At 74.8% G+C, this 18,797-nt stretch carries 11 protein-coding genes; 5 read left to right on the plus strand and 6 right to left on the minus strand.

The window, feature by feature from the left end; all coding sequences use genetic code 11:
• Positions 1-66 precede the first annotated feature (66 nt).
• From trmB to ACIGO8_RS33935, 3 genes are all read right to left on the minus strand, one after another.
• Positions 67-786 (minus strand): tRNA (guanosine(46)-N7)-methyltransferase TrmB, encoded by a 720-nt coding sequence (gene trmB, locus ACIGO8_RS33925; protein ID WP_399738915.1) that lies wholly within the window; start codon positions 784-786, stop codon positions 67-69.
• A gap of 176 nt (positions 787-962) precedes the next feature.
• Positions 963-2,165 carry an L-2-hydroxyglutarate oxidase gene (lhgO, locus tag ACIGO8_RS33930; RefSeq protein WP_399738918.1) on the minus strand — a complete coding sequence of 401 codons (1,203 nt, stop codon included), beginning with the start codon at positions 2,163-2,165 and terminating at the stop codon, positions 963-965.
• Between the two features lie 74 nt (positions 2,166-2,239).
• On the minus strand, positions 2,240-3,769 hold the full coding sequence (locus tag ACIGO8_RS33935; RefSeq protein ID WP_399738889.1) for an MFS transporter: 1,530 nt from the start codon (positions 3,767-3,769) through the stop codon (positions 2,240-2,242).
• A 565-nt stretch (positions 3,770-4,334) separates the two neighbouring features.
• Here ACIGO8_RS33935 and ACIGO8_RS33940 point away from each other — a divergent pair.
• Both ACIGO8_RS33940 and ACIGO8_RS33945 read left to right on the plus strand, forming a co-directional pair.
• Entirely contained in the window at positions 4,335-6,458 is a 2,124-nt protein-coding gene (locus tag ACIGO8_RS33940; RefSeq protein ID WP_399738891.1) for an asparagine synthase-related protein, read from the plus strand.
• 191 nt (positions 6,459-6,649) lie between these two features.
• On the plus strand, positions 6,650-9,844 hold the full coding sequence (locus tag ACIGO8_RS33945; protein WP_399738894.1) for an ATP-binding protein: 3,195 nt from the start codon (positions 6,650-6,652) through the stop codon (positions 9,842-9,844).
• 124 nt (positions 9,845-9,968) lie between these two features.
• On the opposite strand, the gene ACIGO8_RS33950 is transcribed toward ACIGO8_RS33945, so the two are convergent.
• Both ACIGO8_RS33950 and ACIGO8_RS33955 read right to left on the minus strand, forming a co-directional pair.
• Positions 9,969-11,975 (minus strand): sigma-70 family RNA polymerase sigma factor, encoded by a 2,007-nt coding sequence (locus ACIGO8_RS33950; RefSeq protein ID WP_399738897.1) that lies wholly within the window; start codon positions 11,973-11,975, stop codon positions 9,969-9,971.
• Positions 11,976-12,197: 222 nt separating this feature from the next.
• Positions 12,198-12,977 carry a TetR/AcrR family transcriptional regulator gene (locus tag ACIGO8_RS33955; RefSeq protein WP_399738900.1) on the minus strand — a complete coding sequence of 260 codons (780 nt, stop codon included), beginning with the start codon at positions 12,975-12,977 and terminating at the stop codon, positions 12,198-12,200.
• Positions 12,978-13,330: 353 nt separating this feature from the next.
• Between ACIGO8_RS33955 and ACIGO8_RS33960 the strand changes: the two genes are divergently transcribed.
• Both ACIGO8_RS33960 and ACIGO8_RS33965 read left to right on the plus strand, forming a co-directional pair.
• The gene (locus ACIGO8_RS33960) at positions 13,331-14,710 is read left to right on the plus strand and encodes an NAD(P)/FAD-dependent oxidoreductase (RefSeq protein ID WP_399738903.1); all 1,380 of its coding nucleotides are present in this window, start codon (positions 13,331-13,333) and stop codon (positions 14,708-14,710) included.
• Positions 14,711-14,816: 106 nt separating this feature from the next.
• Positions 14,817-16,478, plus strand: a complete 1,662-nt coding sequence (locus ACIGO8_RS33965; protein WP_399738906.1) for a SpoIIE family protein phosphatase — start codon at positions 14,817-14,819, stop codon at positions 16,476-16,478.
• On the opposite strand, the gene ACIGO8_RS33970 is transcribed toward ACIGO8_RS33965, so the two are convergent.
• Positions 16,475-17,782, minus strand: coding sequence for an MFS transporter (locus ACIGO8_RS33970; RefSeq protein WP_399738921.1), 1,308 nt, complete (start codon positions 17,780-17,782; stop codon positions 16,475-16,477). The two genes, ACIGO8_RS33965 and ACIGO8_RS33970, sit on opposite strands and share 4 nt — an antisense overlap.
• A 143-nt stretch (positions 17,783-17,925) precedes the next feature.
• On the opposite strand from ACIGO8_RS33970, the gene ACIGO8_RS33975 reads away from it, so the two are divergent.
• The gene (locus tag ACIGO8_RS33975) at positions 17,926-18,492 is read left to right on the plus strand and encodes a MarR family winged helix-turn-helix transcriptional regulator (protein WP_399738909.1); all 567 of its coding nucleotides are present in this window, start codon (positions 17,926-17,928) and stop codon (positions 18,490-18,492) included.
• The last annotated feature ends 305 nt before the right edge of the window (positions 18,493-18,797 follow it).

Here is an 18,797-nt window from a genome sequence, read left to right on the forward strand (position 1 = left end):
GGGAGTTCCGGGCGCCTGTGGACAAACCGTGACGGGGGCATGGCGAACGCCTGCCCCCTGGTGGTGTCAGCGCCGGTGGAACAGCAGGTCGTGGACCACGTGGCCCTTGTCGAGGCCCTGGCCCTCGAAGCGGGTCAGCGGCCGGAACGCGGGCCGGGGCGCGTAGCCGCCGCCGGGCTGGCTGTTCTCGAAGTCGGGGTGCGCCTCGAGCACCTCCAGCATCTGCTCGGCGTACGGCTCCCAGTCCGTGGCGCAGTGCAGCAGCCCGCCCCGCTCCAGCCGGGGCGCGAGGAGGGTGAGGAAGTCGGGCTGGATGAGCCGGCGCTTGTGGTGGCGCTTCTTGGGCCAGGGGTCCGGGAAGTAGACCCGGCAGCCGGCGAGGGACTCCGGCCGGAGCATCTCGCGCAGCAGGATGATCGCGTCGCCGTTGGCGACGCGCACGTTGTCGAGGCCGGCCCGGTCCGCGAGGCCGAGCAGATTGCCCTGGCCGGGCGTGTGGACGTCCACGGCGAGGATGCCGGTGCCGGGATCGGCGGCGGCCATCTGCGCGGTGGCCTCGCCCATGCCGAAACCGATCTCCAGGACGACCGGCCGCCCGCCGAACATCTCGTCCAGGTCGAGCACCCGGCTTCCGTCGATGTCGAGGCCCCAGTCGGGCCAGCGCTTCAGCATGGCCTCGGCCTGTCCCGCGGTGACCCGGCTGCGGCGGGGCTGGAAGCTCCGGATCCGCCGCTCGAAGTGCGAGCCCGCCGGGTCGGGCGACGGGCCCTCGCCGGGCGCGAACATCCGGCTGCCGCGCCGCGCGACGGACAGGCGGGTCTCGGTGGTGCCGTCCGGGACGGTGTGCGGGGTGTTCTCAGGCTGCTCAGACACAATGCCCCGATTCTACGGGGCGCCGGGCGCCGTCGCCGGGGCCGCGGTGACGGCCGCGGCAGGGCCGGCGCCCGCTGCGGCAGTGCCCCCTAGAGCAGGGCCAGGGCCCGGCCCGCGACCTCGCGGCCGATCGGCAGCGAGGCGGTCGCCGCCGGAGAGGGCGCGTTGAGCACGTGGACCGTGCGCACCGACTCGCGGATCAGGAAGTCGTCGACGAGCGTGCCGTCCTTCAGGACCGCCTGGGCCCGCACGCCCGGCGCGGCCCGGCGCAGGTCGCGCTCCTCGACGAGCGGGAGCATCCGCCGCACCGCCTCGGTGAAGGCGCGCTTGGACAGCGAGCGGTGCAGCTCGCCCGCGCCGTAGCGCCAGTGCGCGCGGGCTATCGCCCAGCTGCCGGGCCAGGCGAGGGTGCCGGCCAGCTCGCGCGGGCGGACGACCGACCAGCCGTAGCCCTCGCGGGCGAGCGCCGGGACCGCGTTCGGGCCGACGTGCACGCCGCCGTCGATGCCGCGGGTCAGATGGACGCCGAGGAAGGGGAAGGCCGGGTCCGGCACCGGATAGACCAGGCCGCGGACGAGGGACGGGTCGGCCAGCTCGTAGTACTCGCCGCGGAAGGGCACGATCCGCATTTCCGGATCGTCGCCCGCCAGCCACGCCACCTGGTCGCAGTGCAGCCCCGCGCAGTTCACCAGCACCTTGCCGCGCACCACGCGCCCGGCGGCCGTGCGCACGGCGACGCCCCAGGGCCGCCGGTCGACGGCGGTGACCGCCGACCCGTACAGGATCCGGGCGCCCGAGGCCTCGGCGAGCTTGGCCGCCACCGCTGCGTAGTCGACGATCCCGGTCGTGCCCACGTGGATCGCGGCCAGGCCCCGCACCCGCGGCTCGTACTCGCTGATCTGCGCCGGGCCCAGCTCGCGCACCGGGATGCCGTTCTCCCGGCCGCGCTGCACCAGCGCGTGCAGCCGGGGCAGCTCCTCGCGCCCGGTGGCGACGATCAGCTTGCCCGTGACCTCGTGCGGGATGCCGTACTCCGCGCAGAACTTGACCATCTCGGCCGCGCCCTCGACCGCGAAGCGGGCCTTGAGCGAGCCCGGCCGGTAATAGATGCCGCTGTGGATCACACCGCTGTTGCGGCCGGTCTGGTGGCGCGCCGGGGCGTGCTCCTTCTCCAGGACCGTGACCCGGGTGCCGGGCGCGGCGCGCGTGATCGCGTACGCGGTCGACAGACCGACGATCCCTCCGCCGATCACGAGCACGTCACAGTCATAGCGGTCCGCCACGGACACCAGCGCCACCTCCCACCCCTGATAGTGCACTGGCCCACTGACATCCCGGCTAAACCGCCCGCAGCGTGGGACACGTGTCACGCCGGCGCGACGAGAAGCGGACGGGCCCGTTCCCGCAGCTCCATGACCCGCGGCTCGTCGCCGTACGGCTCGAGCCGGTGCAGCAGGTCCCGTACGTACTCGGTGGTGCGGGCCGAGGAGATCCGCCCGGCCACCTCTACCGCACGCGTGCCGGCGGCGCAGGCCGCGTCCAGGTTCCCGGACTCCAGCTCGGCCACGGCCGACACCACGAGCCGCAGCCCGTGCGAGCGGACGTACTCCTCGGTGGGCCGGGACAGCGCCTGCTCGGTGAAGCGGCGGACCTGCCGGGGCAGCTTGAGGTCGCGGTAGCACTCGGCGGCGTCGGCGCAGAACCGGTCGTAGGAGTAGAAGCCGAGCCAGGTCGGGTCGCCGTCGCCGTCGCGGGAGCGCTCGAGCCAGCCCTCGGCGGCCTTGAGCGCGGCGGCGGCGGCCGTCTGGTCGCCGGCCTTGGCGTGGGCCCGGGCCTCGACGAGCCGGAAGAAGGACATGGTGCGGGCGGTGGCGAGGCCGCGGTTGCGTTCGAGTGCGGCCTGGGCGAGGTCGACGCCCTCGTCGGCGAAGCCGCGGTAGGTCGCCTGGAGCGACATGGAGGCCAGGACGTAGCCGCCGAGCGGCACGTCGGCGGCGGCGCGGGCGAGCCGCAGCGCCTGGATGTAGTAGCGCTGGGCGGCCTCCTGCTGGCCGGTGTCGAAGGCCATCCAGCCGGCGAGCCGGGTCAGCTCGGCGGTCGCGCCGAAGAGGGCGCGCCCGACCTCGTCCGAGTAGGAGCCGAGCAGCAGCGGCGCGGCGTCGACGCGTAAGCACTCGGGGACCATGGAGGAGCGCCAGTCGCCGCCGCCGTACTTGGAGTCCCACCGGCGGGCGTCCTCGGCGGCCTCGCGCAGTTTGGCGACGTCGCTGTGGCCCACGCGCACGTGCTCCACGGTCTCGGCGAGGGCGGCCGGCCCGACGAGCCCGCCCAGTCCTCCCAGGCCGCCGGGGCCGGCCTCGACCGCGCTTGGGCCGGAGGCCGGGGCCGCGCCGGTGGCCGGGCGCGCGGCCGCCCGCGGCGCCGGGCGTTCCACGGACGGGTCGGCGGGTGTGATCAACCAGCGGGAGGCGGGCGTGGCGTAGGCGCTGACGGAGAAGGAGCCGGCGAGTGACTGCCAGATGCCACCGCCGCCGCGCCGACCGGCGAGATCCAGCCGGTACAGCTCGGTGGCGGTGCGGACCGCCTCGCCGACGTCGCGCGGGAAGGCGAGGCCGACCTCGGGCGCGGGATCGGCGTCGGCGAGCCCGATCTCGTGCAGCGGCACGGGCCGGCCGAGCTTCTGGCCGATGGCGGCGGCGATCAGGTGCGGGGCGGCGCCCTGCGGCACCATGCCCTTGGACACCCACCGGGCCACCGACGTCTTGTCGTAACGAAGCGTCAGGCCACGCTGCGCCCCGAGGTCGTTGACGCGCCGGGCGAGCCCGGCGTTGCTGATTCCCGCGAGGGCGAGAACCGTGCCGAGCTTGTCGTTCGGCCCGCGTTGCTCCCTGGACATGACGCCACCCCTCGACACGACACCCAGACGGCCGCCGCACGCCGGGCACAACGCCGGGCATAGGCGTGCGGCATTCGTAAGCACAGCGTAGTTCGCCGGATCCCGACCGTTAAGGGGCGGTGTTCCGTATGGCGAGAATGTTGTGGGATGGGATGAGCGGGGAGCCGCGGGCCGCCCGTCGTGCTCCCGCCGTGTGGCCGTGCGCCCGCCCGTGCGCTCTCGCCCGGGCCCCGGGGGAGCGCTTCCATGAGTCCTGCGTGGGTCGGCCCACTTGGCCGAGGACCGATGTCCCGGACGAGTGGGCTGGGGGACACCGCCGCCCCATTCCCCGCGGGCGGTGGACGGCTCCGGGAGGCGACCGCCTCCCGGACTGCCGGACATCCCGGTGACAAACGCGCCTGCCCCTCGGCCGGTTGAGAATGGCCGAAACACGACTGTGGACAACTGGCCCATGCCAGAGGCCCATTCGCCTTGCGCCGAGGCCGCTTCGTGATGCCTCCCGGGGCCCTCCCGCACGCCGTTGTCGTGGCAGCATGTCCTCCACTCGACCTGTGTGGAGGCGGCGATGCGGTGGCTGGTGGGCTGGAGCAGTGTCGCCGCGCGCCTCGGCGGCCCGTCCGCGACCCCGCCGCCCGGCTCGGCCGGCGCCGTCGGCGACCCGGCCGAGGGCCGCACGGTGCACCCGGTGGGCGCCCAGCTGCTGTGGCCCGACCCCGATCCGCTGTGGGCGGTCGGCGACTGGCGCCCCGACGAGGTGCGCCTGATCGCCGTCGACGAGCAGACCCGGCTCGCCGTGCTCGGCTGCTGCGCCGCGAGCGACGAGGAACTGCGGCGCGGCCTGCTGACCGCGCGCGGGGGCGCACTGCGGCATCTGACCGCATGGCCGGGCAGCTACACCGCCGTCGTCAAGGTCGGCCGCCGCATCACCGTCACCGGTGATCTCGCCGGCGCCCGGCCGGTGTTCCACACCCCGTGGGCGGGCGGCACGGCCTACGGCACCGCCGCGCTGCCGCTCGCCGACCTCACCGAGGCCCAGCTCGACATCGGGCACGTCGCGGCGCTCCTCGCCTGCCCCGAGACGCCCGAGGCGCTGCGCGACTCCACCCCGTACGAGGGCGTGCGCCGGGTGCCGCCCGGGCACGCGCTGATCCTGCGCGAGGGCGCACGCGAGATCACCGGCTACGAGCAGGTCGCCTCGCTCGCCGTCGCCGCGCCCGAGGCCGATCCGCGGCAGGCCGTGGAAGCGGTGCGGGACGCCCTGATCGAGGCCGTGAGGGCCCGGCTCACCGCGCCCCGGCACGCACCCGAGGTGCCGCTGCCCGACCCGGGCCCGGTGCCCGGCATGGGGCCCGCCGACCGGCGCGCGGCCCGCGGCGGCGCGCCCGCGCCCGGCATCGGCGCCGACCTGTCCGGCGGCAGCGCGTCGGGCACCCTCGCGCTCCTCGCGGCCGGGCTGCCGGGCGTGCCCGGCACGATCCTCGGCCACGGCACCGGCGCGGGCGAGCGGCTGCTCGCCGTCACCTTCAACGACCTGGCCGGCCCGGCGAGCCAGGACGAACTGGGCCGTGCCCGCGAGATCGCCGCCAATCCGCGGCTCCACCACGTCGTCGTCGCCGCCGGTGAGGAGGCGCTGCCCTACGCCGAGCTCGAGGGGCCGCTCACCGACGAACCGGGGCCCTCCCTGGTGTCGGCCGAACGGCACCGCAGGCGGCTCGCGGGCGGCAGCGCCGACCACTTCACCGGCTTCGGCGCCCGGCAGGTCCTGGACGCCCACCCGGCGCGCCTCGCGGACCTGCTGATGGACCGCCGGCGCCGGTCCCTGGTGCGGCCGGTGACGGCGCTCGCCAAGGCGAGCGGGCCCTCGGCCGGGGCCCTGCTCGTGCCGCTCCAGGTGTACCGGGCGGCGCGGCGGCTCGCCCGTACGCCGTACCGGACCGGCCTGGAGGCCGCCGCCACGCGCGTCCTCGAGGCGAACCGGGCGCCCGCCGGGGCGCACGGCCCGCTGGAGGCCTCGCTGTCCGCCCTCGCCTGGTCCCGGCCGGGACCGGCGGCGCGCTGGCTGACGGGCGAGGCACTCGCCGAAGTATCGGTTCGCCTGAACCGGGCGGCGACCCTGCCGGCCGCCGTCCAGCGGCCGGGCGAGGCACGCGCGCGTGCCGCCCTCGCACGGGCCGCGGCCGACCACCGGGTCCTGGAACAGGCCGCCGAGATCCGCAGCCAGCGCCTGCACGCCCCTTTCCTCGACAACCAGGTCGTACGGGCCTGCCGCGACCTGCCCGAATCGCTGCGGGTCCAGCCCGACGCGCGTGCCAACGTCCTGCGCGCCGTGCTCGCGGGCGCCGGCATCCACGACCTGCCGGCCGGCTGGGGCGTCCCGCACCCGGCCGTCCCCGCCGCCGCCACCCGCGCCGGCCTGCGCGCCGCCCTCCCGCACCTGCTGGCCCTCTTCGACGCCCCGCTCCTGGCCGACGCCGGCCTGATCGAGGCCCGCGTGGTCCGCCGCGCCCTGCGCGCCGCCGCCGACGGCGAGCCGCTCCCGCTCGACGGCCTCGCCGACCTGGTCTCCACCGAACTCTGGCTCCGCCGCCTCCTCGCCCGCCGCGGCTCCTGCTGGACCGGCACGGCCGCCCCGAGGCAACGCGCGGTGCCGGGACCGCTGATCCCGTCGGCGAGGTCGCTGCCGGCGTGACGAGCGCCGCTCGGCCGCCGAAACGTCCAAGTCCGCCCACAAGCTGGGCGCGGTCGTCCCTCTGCCCGCCCCGCTCGGCTTCGAGCTCGACACCGCGGAGTTCTGACCTCTCCGCCGGATCTCGCGCCCCGCGCGCCCCTGTCCGGGTAAACCCCGAGGCGCTCGCCACCCCCACCCGCGACAATGATCCGGTGCGGTACCTCCTCCTCGGCACCACCGAGGCCCTCGACCACCACGGCGCCCCGCTTCCCCTCGGCGGCGCCCGGCTGCGTGCCCTGCTCGCCGCGCTCGCGCTGCGGGGCGGGCGGGCGGTGTCCGTCGGAGAGCTGGTGGACGACGTGTACGGGGACGAGCCGCCGTCCGACGCGCCGGCCGCGCTCCAGGCCCTCGTCGGGCGCCTGCGGCGGGTGCTCGGGAAGGACGCCGTCGCCTCGGGGCCCGGCGGGTACCGGCTCGTCGCCGAGCCCGAGGACATCGACCTGTACGTGTTCGAGCGGCACGTCCGCGACGCCGACGCCCGGCTCGACGCGGGCGAGCCCGAGGCCGCCGCCGCACTGCTGCGCACCGCCCTCGCGCTCTTCCGCGGCCCCGCGCTCGCGGATCTGCCCGAGCACGCGGGCGTGCGCCCCGAGGCGCAGCGGCTCGCCGCGCTCCGCCGGCGCGTCGAGGCCGACCTGCGGCGCGGCGCCACCGCCGGACTCGTGCCCGAACTCACCGAGCTGACCGGCGCGTATCCGTACGACGAGACGTTCCACGCCCAGCTGATCCGCGCCCTGCGGGCCGAAGGCCGCCCGGCCGACGCCCTCGCCGCGTACGACACCGCCCGCCGCACCCTCGCCGACGCGCTCGGCACCGATCCCGGCCCCGAACTCACCGCCCTGCACGCCGAGCTCCTCGCCGGCGAAAAGCCGTCGCCGCGCCCGGCGCCGAGCGCCGCGCCGGCCGCCGAGCCCGGCAACATCCGGCCCCGCCTCACCTCCTTCGTCGGCCGCGAGCCCGAACTCGCCGCACTCCGCGCCGACCTCGACCGCTCCCGGCTCGTCACCCTCACCGGACCCGGCGGCTCCGGAAAGACCCGCCTCGCCGAGGAGGCCGCCCGCCAGGCCGTCGGCCCCGCCGCCTGGATCGCCGAACTCGCCCCGCTCGACGACCCCGACGCCGTACCGGGAGCCGTGCTCTCCGCCCTCGGCCTGCGCGAGACCAACCTGATCACCCGCGAGGGCGTGCCGCTCCAGGACGATCCGACCGCCCGCCTCGTCGAGCACCTCGCCCGCCGGCCCCTCCTCCTCGTCCTCGACAACTGCGAGCACGTCATCGGCGCCGCCGCCGCGCTCGCCGAGAAGCTCCTCACCCACTGCCCCGAGCTGCGTGTCCTTGCCACCAGCCGCGAGCCCCTCGGCGTCCCCGGCGAAGCCGTCCGCCCGGTCGAACCGCTCCCGCCGACACCCGCGCACCAGCTCTTCGCCGAACGCGCCCGCGCCGTCCGCCCCGCCTTCCGGCCCGAGGACGACCTGCCGGCCGTCGACGAGATCTGCCGCCGTCTCGACGGCCTCCCGCTCGCCATCGAACTCGCCGCCGCCCGCCTGCGCCTGCTCACGCCGCGCCAGATCGCCGACCGTCTCGACGACCGGTTCCTTCTCCTCACCTCCGGCTCCCGCACCGTGCTGCCCCGCCAGCAGACCCTCAGAGCCGTCGTCGACTGGTCCTGGGACCTCCTCGACGCCGACGAGCGCGACCTGCTCCGCAAGGCCTCCGTCTTCGCCGGCGGCTGGGACCTCGCCGCCGCCGAGGCCCTCGACCCGGCCTCGCCCGGCACCGCCGACACCCTCGGCGCCCTCGTCGACAAGTCCCTCGTCGTCGCCACGCCCACCGACGACGGCGAGATGCGCTACCGCCTCCTGGAGACCATCCACGAGTACGCCGTCGAGCGCGCCGCCGAGACGCCGGAGCTGCTCGCCGACGCCGAGGCCGCCCACACCGCCCACTTCACCGCCCTCGCCGAGACCGCCGAACCCCTCCTGCGCTCCGGCGCACAGCTCCCCTGGATCGCCCGGATCGAGCGCGACCTCGACAACATCCGCGCCGCCCTCCACCGCGTCACCGTCACCGAGCCCGACGAGGCCGCCGCCCACCGGCTGGTCTTCGCCATGGGCTGGTTCTGGTGGCTGCGCAACTACCGCCCCGAGGCCCTGTCCTGGACCGAGCGCGCCCTGCGCCTCGGCGAGGATCCCGACGACCCGGCCGACCCGCGCCACTGGCCCCGCATGCACCTGCGCATGCTCTACTTCTTCCTCGCCGTCGAGAGCCAGACCCTGCCGTCCCTCCGGGACGACCCGGAGACCGTCGCCCTCGTCACCCGGGTCCGGCTCGCCTTCTCCGCGGACCCCGGCCCCGAGGCCGCCCGCTTCCCCGGCCTGCTGTGGCCGTTCACCGCGTACCTCACCGAGGAGCCCCGCGACATACGCGCGCTCCTCGACATCTCCGTCGCCAACGCCCGCCGTCACGGCGGTGAGTGGGAGATGGGCGTCTCGCTGATGTTCCGCACCCACATGGTCATCGACATGCCCGGCGGCATGCCCGGCGTCGACGACGACCTCGCCGAGCTGCGCACGCTGTCCCGGCGGGTCGGCGACCGCTGGATGCGCGCCCAGGTCGCGAGCGCCGCGGGCGAGGCCAACATGCTGCGCGGCCGGCACGGCGAGGCCCGCGAGGCGTACGAGGAGGCGCTGGGCCTCGCCCGTGAGGTCGGCGCCCACGCCGAGGCGCCGTTCCTCATCGCCCGGCTCGCCGAACTCGACTTCCAGCTCGGCGACCTGGCCGGCGCCGTCAAGGGCCTCGACGAGGCGACGGCGGTGGCCGAGCGCTACCGCGTGCACGACACTGCGACGTACGTCCGCTTCCTGCGGGCCGGGATCGCGCTCCACGACGGGGACCTCGCCGCCGCCCGGAGCCATATGGAGGCGGCCACCGCGATGATCGTCGACAGCACTCCGCCGCCGCACTTCCAGGCCCTCGTGTCGGGACTCTCCGCCCGGATCGAGGCCCACGAGGGCGCGGGCCCGGTGGCCGTCGCGCACGCCGTCGAGGCCCTGCGGATGGCGCGGGACGCCGAGTCCGCCGAGTTCTTCACGGCCGGTCTCGCGGAGGGCCTCGCCACCGCGCTCGCCCTCGGCGGTGAACTCGCCCTCGCGGTCGCCGTCCTGGGCGCCGTGGAGCGTTGGCGCGGCGGGTTCCCCGCCGCCTGGCCCGAGCTGCGCGAGGCGGAGGACGTCCTGGCCCTGGCGCGCGCCGGACTGGACGAGGAGGCGTACGAGGCGGCGCTCGCCGAGGGCCGCGAGCTCACGCTCGACGACATCCTGGCCCGCGCGGAGCCGTTCACGCGCTAGCGGACCCTGGACCCCGGACCCCGGACCCCGGACCCGGACCCGGACCGGGAGTCGGACCCGGACCCGGACCGGGTCCCGGGACCGGGCCGGGGCTCGGACCCGGGCTCGCAGGCAGGCAGGTGCCTCAGGAGCAGCTGATCCTCGAGTCCGCCCAGTCGGCGACCGCCGCCCGGCCGAACGGCGTGTGCGCCTCGACGACCAGCCGCAGGGTGCGGCGCCCGGCGAGAGGGACGTGCACCGGCACGGGCGCGTCACCGGGACGGATCACGGCGGAGCGCCACAGCCGCTCGTCGTCGCCGTACACCGAGAAGCGCACGCCGCCGACGCCGAGCGGGACGGTGAGGTCGTCGATGCCGACGACCGCGTCGTAGCCGGTGCACTGCCGGTTGAGGTCGATGAACAGCGAGGACGGGGCCTGCACGCTCACGCCGTGGGCGTAACGGGTGTCGTTGATGTTCAGGCCGGAGCGCTGCCACATCCAGCTGCTGCGGGCGAGGTCGACCTCCGGCTTGGTGCCGTCGCCGACGACGCCGTATTCGAGCCGGCTGACCTGGTACACGGCCGGCGGCGCGGGCGGCGGCTTCGGGGCCGGCTTCGGCTTCGCCGGCGTGGGCCGAGGAGTCTCCTTGGGCCGGGGCGCGGGCGTGGGCGTCGGCCGGGCGCTGGGCTTCGCGCGGGGCGTCGGCTTCGGCGCGGGAGGAGGCGGCGCGACCGGCGGCGGCGCGGGCTGGGTGCTCGGCGGCTCGGGCGACGGCCTGGGCGCGGGCGGCGGCGCTTGGACGGGAGCGACCGCGGTGGGCGTGGCGGTGGGCTGCGCGACGGGCTCCGGTTCGGCTCCGGTGAGCGCCCACACCAGGCCGGCGGTCGCGGCGACCGCGGCGACGGCCGCGATGCCCGCCTTCGCGGGAATGCCCAGGCCCTCGGCGGCCGCGGCGGACGAGGCCCCGGCCGCGCCGCCCGCGGTGCCGGTACCCGTGGCGGCCGCAGCGGCACCGGCGGCGCCCGCGCCCGCGACGCCACCGGCGGCGATGCCCGCGGCCTTGAGGGAGTAGCCGGCGGCGAACCAGCCGATGACCGCGACCGGCAGCAGCGCCGGGATACCGGCGTTCACATGGGCCAGTTCACCGGCGGCGAGCCGACACTTGGCGCATTCGTCGAGGTGCTTGCGCAGGCCCCGCTCGGACCGCATCCGCAGGCCGCCGCGCGCGAACGCGCCGAGCCGGTCGGCATAGCGGGCGCAGTCGCCGCCCGCCGTCAGCGACTGGCTGACATGCGCCTGCAGATAGGCCTGCTTGAGGCCTTCGCGGGCCCGGCTGGCGAGCACCGCGGTGGCGTTGGCGGTCAGGCCGAACAGCGGCGCGACCTCGCTCGGCGACTCCTCCTCGACCGTGGTGTGCCACAGCACGGCCTGCCAGCGCTCGGGCAGCGAGCGGAAGGCCTGCATGGCGAGCGACCGCTCGGCCTCGTGCATGGCGAGGACGTCGGCACCGAGGTCGAGCCCGGCGCCGAACGTCGCGGTCTGGTCGGACACCTCGGAGGCCCGGGCGGCGTCCTCCGCGAACACCGCGAAGTCCTCCACCAGCTGCTCACGGCGCTGGGTCCTGGTCCAGCTCGCGGCGACCCGGCGGACGGTGGTCAGCAGATAGGCGCGCACGGCCTGTTCGGGCCCGGCTCCGCCGCGTACCGCCTGGAGGGTGCGGGCGAAGACCTCGGCCGTCAGGTCGTCCGCGGTGTCCGCGTCCCGGCAGCACGTGCGGGCGTAGCGGCGGACGGCGGCGGAGTGCCGGCGGAACAGCTCCTCGTACGCGCTGTCGTCGCCCTCCCGCATCCGCTGCACGAGCGTGGAGTCGGACGGCGGCAGATCGAGCGGCGGCGGCAGTACGGAGCCAAAACCGGAGTCGGACGCGGACCCGGAATCGGCGCCGGTATCGGCGTGGGTGTCGTCGGCGGTGGTCGGCGCGCTCGTCCCGCCCTCGCGCTGCTGCGGCACACTCCGCTCTGGCGCGCCGGTCCTGGCCGCTCCGGCGACTCCGCCCGGTCCGCCCTGACTCGGGACCTGCCGGGACGGCAGGTCCCCGGTCTCCGCGGTGCCCGCGGGGCCCAGCGACTCGTCCCGACTGTCACCGCTCATCGCGGAAGCCCCCGTATGCACGCTCGGACCCGAACACCGCCCCAGCCTGCCACAGCACGCGAACACGCCGAACCCACGCGTCCACTTACCACTCGTCCGGGGCGATTTCCCGTGTCCGGGCGTAACCGCTCATCCGTTCGTGTCATGCTCGACGGTCCACCCGGACCATCGACGAGCCACCCGCGCCCGGGCGGTACCGACCGTCGCCGGCGCGACGCGGAGCTACCGCGAGCGCAGGCCCTCCAGCAGGATGTCCAGGAGCCGGGCCGAAGCCGCCGCCTGCTGCGCCGCGTCCGGAAGCGCCGGCGCGGCGGTGGCTATCACCAGCAGCACGTCGGACACCGTCACGTCGGTCCGCAGCTCGCCCGCCTCCCGCGCCCGGTCCACCAGCCGGCCCACGACCTCAAGCAGCTCCGCGGCACCCGCGTCGTCCTGCTCGGCCGCCGGCACCGCGCGCGGCGCCACGACCCGCTCCCCGTCCAGCTCCGCGTATCCCGCCGCGACACCGTTGGCCGCCACCGCGACACCGTTCGCCGCCGGGAGCGACGCCCGCTGCTGCGGCACCCGCGCCGCCTCGTCGGGCGCCCCGGCCGGCAGCAGCACCTCGTCCACGCCCACCCGCAGCACCTGCGGCGGCAGCAGCCGCCCGGCGCCCGAGGCGACCGAGGTGCGCAGGAACCGGGACAGCGCCGACCACGGCTCGTCCTCCTGGCCGAGCGCGGCCCGCGCCTGCTCGGTCAGCCGCGCCGTCTCCTCCTCGGCTATCCGCCGCACCAGGACGTCCTTGCTGGGGAATCGGCGATAGACCGTGCCGACACCGACCCGGGCGCGGCGCGCCACGTCCTCCATCGGAGCCCCGTACCCGAGCTCGCCGAACACCTCGCGCGCCGCCCGGAGCACATGCTCCAGATTCCGCTGCGCGTCCACCCGCAGCGGCGCGGACCGCCCGTTCGGCGTCGACTGTGCCGTGCGGACCTGCCCGTAAGAATCCTGAATCTGCATAAGCGTTCCCCCGCTCATGATGTCTCCCCCCGGAGACTCCCCGCCCTGACACGGGAGTCCGAACCCGCCGCGCCTCTGGTCCACGCGCGTCGATCCGACACCCCGACGAGGTACGAACATAGTTGAGTCGGAGTCAATTCAGAAGGGGCAGTTCCGTACGGTGCGCCCCCCGATCGGAGCAAGGACCCGGACCCTCCCGATTCCGACCTCGTCCACCACCCCCCACTCCTATCCTGACCTGCGCACTTCTCCTCGCGCCCGGCCCGTTCGCCACCCCACGCCTCCGTATCCCTCCGGTCACACAATTTGCCGGGCCTGTGGACAAACCCCGGACGGCGTTGCGTCATGGGACAGTGACCGAACCTGTGCGCATTCTCGTTGTCGGCGGCGGCTACGTCGGGATGTACACCGCGCTGCGCCTGCAGCGGCAGCTCAAGGCCGAGCTGAGAAGCCACGCGGCCGAGATCACCGTGGTCACACCCGAGCCGTACATGACGTACCAGCCGTTCCTCCCCGAGGCCGCGGCCGGCTCCATCTCCCCGCGCCACGTCGTCGTCCCGCTCCGCCGCGTCCTCGACCGCTGCCGGATCGTCATCGGCGAGGTCCACTCCGTCGACCACGTCAAGCGGACCGCGACCCTCTCCACCCTCGCCACCGAGGAGGAGGGGACGGGAAGCGTCAGGATCGGCTACGACGAGCTGGTCATCGCGCCCGGCTCGATCTCCCGCACCCTCCCGGTCCCCGGCCTCGCCGACCACGGCATCGGCTTCAAGACCGTCGAGGAGGCCATCGGGCTGCGCAACCACGTCATCGAGCAGATGGACATCGCCTCCTCCACCCGCGATCCCGCCCTGCGCGACGCCGCCCTCACCTTCGTCTTCGTCGGCGGCGGCTACGCGGGCGTCGAGGCCCTCGCCGAACTCGAGGACATGGCCCGCTACACCGCGCGGTACTACCACAACCTCAAGCCCGAGGACCTGCGCTGGGTGCTCGTCGAGGCCTCCGACCGGATCCTGCCCGAGGTCGGCGAGGAGATGGGCCGCTACGCCGTCCGCGAGCTGCGCGCCCGCAACGTCGACGTCCGTCTCGGCACCCGCCTCGACTCCTGCGAGAACCGCGTCGCCGTCCTCAGCGACGGCACCCGGCTGCCCACCCGCACCGTCGTGTGGACCGCCGGCGTCAAACCCGCGCCGCTCGTCGCCGCCACCGACCTGCCCCGCGACGCGCGCGGCCGCATCCGATGTACCGCCCGGCTCACCGTCGAGGGCGTCGAGCACGCCTGGGCCGCCGGCGACGCGGCCGCCGTCCCCGACCTCACCGCGGACGAACCGGGCAAGGACTGCGCCCCCAACGCCCAGCACGCCGTCCGCCAGACCAAGGTGCTCGCCGAGAACATCGCCGCCTCCCTGCGCGGGCAGCCCCTCAAGGACTACCGGCACGCCTACGCCGGCTCCGTGGCGTCCCTCGGACTCCACAAAGGCGTCGCCCACGTCTACGGCCGCAAACTCAAGGGCTACCCGGCCTGGTTCATGCATCGCGCCTACCACCTCAGCCGGGTCCCCACGTTCAACCGCAAGGCCCGCGTCCTGGCCGAATGGACCCTGTCCGGCCTGTTCAAACGCGAGATCGTCTCCCTCGGCTCCCTGGAGCACCCGCGCGCCGAATTCGAACTCGCCGCCGCACCACCGCCCACCTCACCCAAGGACGAGTCCGCGGACGGCTCCGCGGGCTGACATCACTGTCAGTGCACTCGTCCACACTGGACGTGTGACCATAGGTGGGCTCACACCTGCACAGAGTGACTCTGCACGGCAACGACACCACGAGGCATACAGATCCGTGAACTTCACCCGTTGGAGCGCCCGGCTCCCCGGTACGCAGCGACGCGCGGCGTCCCGCGGGACCGAAGGCTCCGTGCCCGCCGCCCGCGGTGAGTACGGGCCGCGGCAGGACCACCCCGCCGACGAGGGCGGTGCCTCCGGCGCGCCCGGCAGCTCCGTCGACGGCCCCGCCCTGGAGGACTTCACCGTGCGAGAGATCGTCGGCCGCCTCCCCGGCCTGGTCGCCCTCGTGTACGGACCGGAGCACCGCATCGCGTACGTCAACGAGGCGTACGCCGCCGCCTTCGGCCCCCGCCCCGCCGGAGCCACCGTCGCCGGCAGCTGCCCCGAGGCGGAGGAGCTCGGCCTGCTCCCGCTCCTCGACCAGGTCCTGCGCAGCGGAAAGCCCCGCACCGTGAAGTCCCGCCGCACCCAGGACGGCGGCTCCTACACCGTCACCTGCCTGCCCGTGGAGAGCCCGCGGCTCCCCGACGGCGGCGTCCTCGTCCACGCCGCGGACGTCACCGACCACGCCGAGGCCGCCGAGCGGCTGCGCGCCAGCGAGCGCCGCCACCGCGAGACCGCCGTCACCCTCCAGCGCTCCCTGCTCCCGCAGGAGCTGGAGCAGCCCGACGACCTGCGGATCGCCGCCACCTATCAGCCCGGCGGCACCGACGCGGCCGTCGGCGGCGACTGGTACGACGTCATCACCCTCGGCGCGGGACGCACCGCCCTCGTCATCGGCGACGTCATGGGCCGCGGCGTGCGGGCCGCCGCCGTCATGGGCCAGCTGCGCACCGCCGTCCGCGCCTACGCCCGCCTCGACCTGCCGCCGCACGAGGTGCTCCAGCTGCTCGACGGCCTGGCCGCCGAGATCGACGCCAGCCAGATCGCCACCTGCGTCTACGCCGTCCACGATCCCAACGAAGGCAAGCTCGTCTACGCCTCCGCCGGACATCTCCCGATCCTCGTACGCGACGAGGACGGCACCGTCCGCCGCGCCGAGGACCCCACCGGGCCGCCGCTCGGCACCGGCGGCTGGCTCCACGCCTCCGGCAGCATCGCGCTGCCGCCCGGCTCCACCGCCGTCCTCTACACCGACGGCCTGGTCGAGCGGCGCCGCGAGGACATCGACGAGGGCGTCGCGGCCCTCGAGCGCGCCCTGTCCGGCGCCACCGGCACTCCCCAGGTCGTCTGCGACCGGCTTCTGCGCTCCCTCGGCGTCACCGCCGAGCACGACGACGACGTCGCGGTCCTGGTCCTCCAGCACCCGGCCCGCAAGGGACCCGACGCCGAGCTCTTCCACAACGCGGCCCTGGAGCTGCTCGGCGGAGTGGAGGCGGCGCCACGCGCGCGTGCCTTCGCCTCCGGTGTCCTCGCCAGCTGGCGCTTCCCGGTCGAGCTGCGCGACCTCGGTGTCCTCGCCACCAGCGAGCTGGTGGCGAACTCCCTCCAGCACGGCACTCCGCCCATGCGGCTGCGGCTGCGCCGCACCGACCGCCGCCTGATCATCGAGGTGACGGACGGCGACGACCATCTGCCGCGCCGGCGGAGAGCGGAAACGGAGGACGAGGCGGGTCGCGGAATCTCGATCATCGCGACGATCGCCTCGTCCTGGGGAAGCCGCCGCACTCCGGGCGGCGGCAAAGCGGTGTGGTGCGAGTTCGCCCTGCCCGACTAGGCGGCGGCGGTCTCGCGTCCGACGGCGGCCCGGGCCTCGGGCTCGTGTCCGGGCTCGTGCCGCGCGACGACCTTCGACGGCCTGGCGGCGAGCGACGGCTGGTTCTGCGCGGGAGTCAGCCGCTTGCCCAGCCGGACGGCAAGCACGGTGATGCCGAGCGAGAACAGCACGAAGGTCACGATGTACGGCCCGTGCAGCGCGGCGCCCATGGGGCCGCCCACGGCCGGACCGACGGCCAGCGCCAGCTGCTTCACCAGGGCGAAGGCCGAGTTGTACGTGCCGACCATCGACTCCGGCGCCAGGTCGGCCACCAGCGGCGCGACCGTCGGCGACAGCATCGCCTCGCCGAGCCCGAACAGCGCGTACGTCGACACGAACGCCGCCGTCGCCATCGCCTGGCTGCCGTGGCCCAGGCCCGCGTACCCGGCGAACAGCCACGCCACGGTCCAGATCAGACCCACGGCCGCGATCACCCGGGTGCGCTTGCGGCGCTCGACGAACTTCAGGACCAGGAACTGGGCGACCACGATGACCGCGGTGTTCGCGGCCAGCGCGATGCCGAGCGTCGACGGCGCGATCCCGGCGGCCTCCGTGCCGTACGCCGCGAGACCCGACTCGAACTGGCCGTAGCAGGCGAAGAACAGCACGAAGCCGAGCACGCACAGCTGGACCATCGCCTTGTGCCCGAGCAGCGCGCGGACCGCGCCGCCCTTGCCCGCGGCGGGACGGGCGCCCTGGAGCGCCGGCGCCTTCGGCATCCGCACGGTCAGCAGCATGGCCGCGAGGACGAGGAACATCGCCGACTCGATCGAGAACAGCAGCAGGAAGCTGCCCGGCCGGCTCTCGTCGACCAGCTGGCCGCCGATCAGACCGCCGACACCGAGACCGAGGTTCTGCAGGAAGAACTGCATGGCGAAGGAGCGCGTACGGGTGGACGGCGTCGAGCACCACACGATCATGGTCGCGAGCGCGGGCTGCATCACGGCCGTACCGGCACCGAGCAGCGCCGCGGACCCGACGGCCGCGGGCACCGAGGCCGCGAGACCCATCCCGAGCGCACCGGCGGCGGCCAGCAGCGAGGCCACGAGGAGCACGGGCACGGGGCCGCGCCGGTCGATGGCGCGTCCGCTGAACGGCAGGACGACGAGCGCGGCCATGGCGAAGACGGCCAGGACGACACCCGCCGTGGTCGCGCCCAGATCCCGCACCTGAGCGACGTACACATAGAGGTACGGCACGGTGAAGCCGAGTCCGAACGCGCTCAGCGCGCTGCCTGCCTGAATCCGGCGCATCGCGGCGCCCATCACCTTGGTCACGCTCACCCACTTCGGTCGCGGGTTCAGTGCTGTAGCCCTGAACCCTGAAGACTTCAATCCTAAACTTCGATCCTTAACGATACACATAGAAGGACTTCAACGCCAACGAGCTCCATGGGATACTCGGCCCCATGTCCGACACCCCCGAGCCGTCCGGCACCCAGGCCCCGCAGGAGCCGACCCTCGACGAGCAGATCGCCGCCTACCAGCGCGAGTTCCGCGACCTCGACCCCCAGGTCGAGAAGGTGGTCTCCGCCCTCGGCCGGCTGAACCGCCGGATGAACGTCGCGTACGGCCGCCAGGTCGCCGACCTCGGCATCAGCAACGCCGAGTGGGAGGTCCTCAAGACCCTGGTCCTCTCCGGCGCTCCCTACCGCCTGGGCCCCGGCGAGCTCGCCAAGCGCCTCGGCCTCACCCCGGCCGCCATGACCCACCGCATCGACCGCATGGCCGGCGAAGGCCTGGTCACCCGCGACCGCGACGAGAACAACCGCGTCCGCGTGATCGTCGAGCTGACGGACGAGGGCCGTCAGAAGTGGCTCGACGCGATGCGCATGGCGACCGCCTTCGAGGAGGAGCTCCTCCAGGACCTCTCCTCCGAGGAGCGCGCCTCCCTGGGCGAGATGCTGATCCGCCTGCTCCGCCGCGTGGAGCTCACCCAGCCGGACGCGGGCGGCCGGCTCACGGACCTGGACTGACCCGAGGGGCAGGGTTGACACGCCCCTCCGCGATGCGTAGTGTTCTCCGAGTTGTCACGGAGCCGGAACGGTTCTTCGACAGCCACTCCCGCCGCAGTAGCGGCACCTCAACTCCGCACGATCTCCCTACCGGGACGAATTTCGGCATGCCGAAATTCATTTCGAAAGACTCGATTATGAGTCACCGGGGAAATCCGCTAGAGTTTGAGACGTCGGAACGGCCCAACAGCCGCGAAGACAACTCCCGCTGACTGGGAATCAGGCCCGAAAGGATCTGATAGAGTCGGAACCGCCGGAAGGGCCCG

Source organism: Streptomyces sp. NPDC053493, from assembly GCF_044544825.1.
In the GTDB taxonomy this organism is placed as follows: domain Bacteria; phylum Actinomycetota; class Actinomycetes; order Streptomycetales; family Streptomycetaceae; genus Streptomyces.